General features: G+C 37.8%; 2 protein-coding genes, 2 tRNA genes and 1 pseudogene. 3 read left to right on the top strand and 2 right to left on the bottom strand.

Translation table 11 applies throughout. The features are described 5' to 3' along the window. Together J655_RS24015 and J655_RS24010 are read left to right on the top strand one after the other, a co-directional pair. A partial coding sequence (locus tag J655_RS24015) for an alpha/beta fold hydrolase (RefSeq protein WP_032053423.1) occupies window positions 1–594 on the top strand: 594 nt, incomplete at its 5' end. After that, window positions 587–1,348 carry a 4'-phosphopantetheinyl transferase family protein gene (locus tag J655_RS24010; RefSeq protein ID WP_017482317.1) on the top strand — a complete coding sequence of 254 codons (762 nt, stop codon included), beginning with the start codon at window positions 587–589 and terminating at the stop codon, window positions 1,346–1,348. The genes J655_RS24015 and J655_RS24010, both read left to right, overlap by 8 nt. A 163-nt stretch (window positions 1,349–1,511) precedes the next feature. Here J655_RS24010 and J655_RS24005 read toward each other — a convergent pair. Together J655_RS24005 and J655_RS24000 are read right to left on the bottom strand one after the other, a co-directional pair. Next, window positions 1,512–1,587 (bottom strand) — tRNA-Gly (locus tag J655_RS24005). Window positions 1,588–1,632: 45 nt separating this feature from the next. Continuing rightward, a tRNA-Gly gene (locus J655_RS24000) sits at window positions 1,633–1,708 on the bottom strand. A 230-nt stretch (window positions 1,709–1,938) separates the two neighbouring features. On the opposite strand from J655_RS24000, the pseudogene J655_RS23995 reads away from it, so the two are divergent. After that, window positions 1,939–2,047: pseudogene (locus J655_RS23995) on the top strand (BolA family transcriptional regulator); the annotation flags it as partial.

Genomic DNA, 2,047 nt, shown 5'->3' with positions numbered 1-2,047 from the left:
GTGATGGAAGATAACAATCATCAGTTTATTGATAATGCTGCAAAGCTTTTAGCACCAAATAGTGTTGTTATTGCTCACTCGTTAGGATGTTTATTTGCATTGAGTCTTGCACAGAAATATCCAAATAAAGTTGCACGTCTTATCCTTATATCGCCTTATTTCGTGCAGGCACAGGCCGCAAAAATATTTCAAATACAAACGATCTCTAATCTAATTTTCCGTTTTGTATCGAAAGATAAAATTGCTAAAAATCTGCATCCAGATGGACAAAAAAATCTATCTGTTGGTTATGCGATGGATTCATTACACCGGGTGTCGGTAGCCAAGCATATTAGTGAGTATATGCATCGTATTAGTTTGCCTCAGCAGAGAGTATCTCAAACAGCTTTGTTAAACGAGCTTGGCTCTAAAGTTGAAATCATTGTTGGAGAGAAGGATCCAATTGTTACTACAATAAGTCCTAATATTCCTGTACATATCATTGCTGGCGCAGGCCATAATCCGCACGTTACCCATGTAGAAGCGGTTTATGATTATCTCACACCAGTTCTAACCAAATATATCAGCACCACAGTACAGCTCAGTGATGTCTGATATTTCCAAAGTACAGGTTTATGTCTGCCCGGTTTCACGCGTGCCACAAAACCATCTCATATTGAGTCATTATCTCAGCTTTCTCAATGCGGCAGAAAAGTTGAGATATGATCAATATCATCCTCATGCTGCACGACTTTTCTTAATCTCTCGTGTCTTAACGAAGTCTGTTTTAGCAGATAAGTTGGGTATTTCACCCTATGAGGTCATCATTCAATTACAACCTAACGGCAAACCTTTTATACAAGGTAGTAAAGCTATTTATTTTAATCTTAGTCATTCAGCAGATGTTATTGTTCTTGCGATGACTGAAAAAGGAGAAATAGGAGTTGATGTTGAACGGCTGGACCGTGGGTTCGATTGGATGCGTGTCGATAGCGTCTTAGCGCCAAGTGAAATTGAATGGATTCAGGAAAATGAAAGGATTGATCCATCCAGTGTATATCAGCGTTTTTTTCAAATATGGACCTTAAAAGAATCCTATATTAAATGTACTGGCGAAGGAATGAGTCGTCATTTAAAGAAGCTCAACTTTCATGTGTTAGCTGAACATATAGATTTTCTCGATTCAACTCGTGATATTCAAAAGACAGAAGAATATTATTTCCAAAGCTATGTCTATGATCATAACTTTATCTTTTCAATCTGTTTACAGCAGCTTCTTGCCCAAGAAAGATTTGATCTGGATTGTTTTCAATTAGTGCCATGTATATCTACACATCGAATAACGCCAGTACCCTGCAAATATAACTAGATTAACTCGATACAATTACTTATTTAAAAATCTGAGTCTATTAATGAAATATTCGGCCTTGAGCTGAGCTATTCTCAGAATATACTGTGAATTGATAGAACGTAAAATCATCGACCAATAAAAAGAAAAAAGCCCCAGTCTTTCGACTAGGGCCTTTTAAATTTGGAGCGGGAAACGAGACTCGAACTCGCGACCCCAACCTTGGCAAGGTTATGCTCTACCAACTGAGCTATTCCCGCATATATAAGCAGTTTTTACTAAAACTTTCTCAAAAAAAACCAATTTGGAGCGGGAAACGAGACTCGAACTCGCGACCCCAACCTTGGCAAGGTTATGCTCTACCAACTGAGCTATTCCCGCGTGCCGCTTATAATACATTAAGCAAAACAAGGGTCAACAACTTTATGCAAATAATTATGCTGATTGCATAAAATAAAAACAGAAATGACCATTTAGCGGTATTTTTGTTGTTAAGTTGCCGAATAAATAGACATTTTGTTTGAAGTCAAAGCATACAAGAGCAACTTTTGTTTGTGTGTAGACAAGGTATACTAGGTTCAAATATACGAATAATCGTAAAAGGAAAAGCTATGAGCCTTGAACAACAGTTGATTGAACGGTTACAAACACTTGCACCTAGTCATTTGGAAGTGATCAATGAGTCTGCCGGGCACGGTGGTTATTTTCCAGGCAAGGAAT

Source organism: Acinetobacter sp. 1294243 (assembly GCF_000588015.1).
GTDB classification, from domain to species: domain Bacteria; phylum Pseudomonadota; class Gammaproteobacteria; order Pseudomonadales; family Moraxellaceae; genus Acinetobacter; species Acinetobacter pittii.
Note: the sequence above shows the minus strand (reverse complement) of the source record. Positions and strands in the feature narration are given on the sequence as shown.

What these genes read in the sequence shown, in the direction of transcription:
- J655_RS24010 (WP_017482317.1), top strand. Translation starts at nt 587, where the DNA reads ATGTCTGATATTTCCAAAGTACAGGTTTATGTCTGCCCGGTTTCACGC.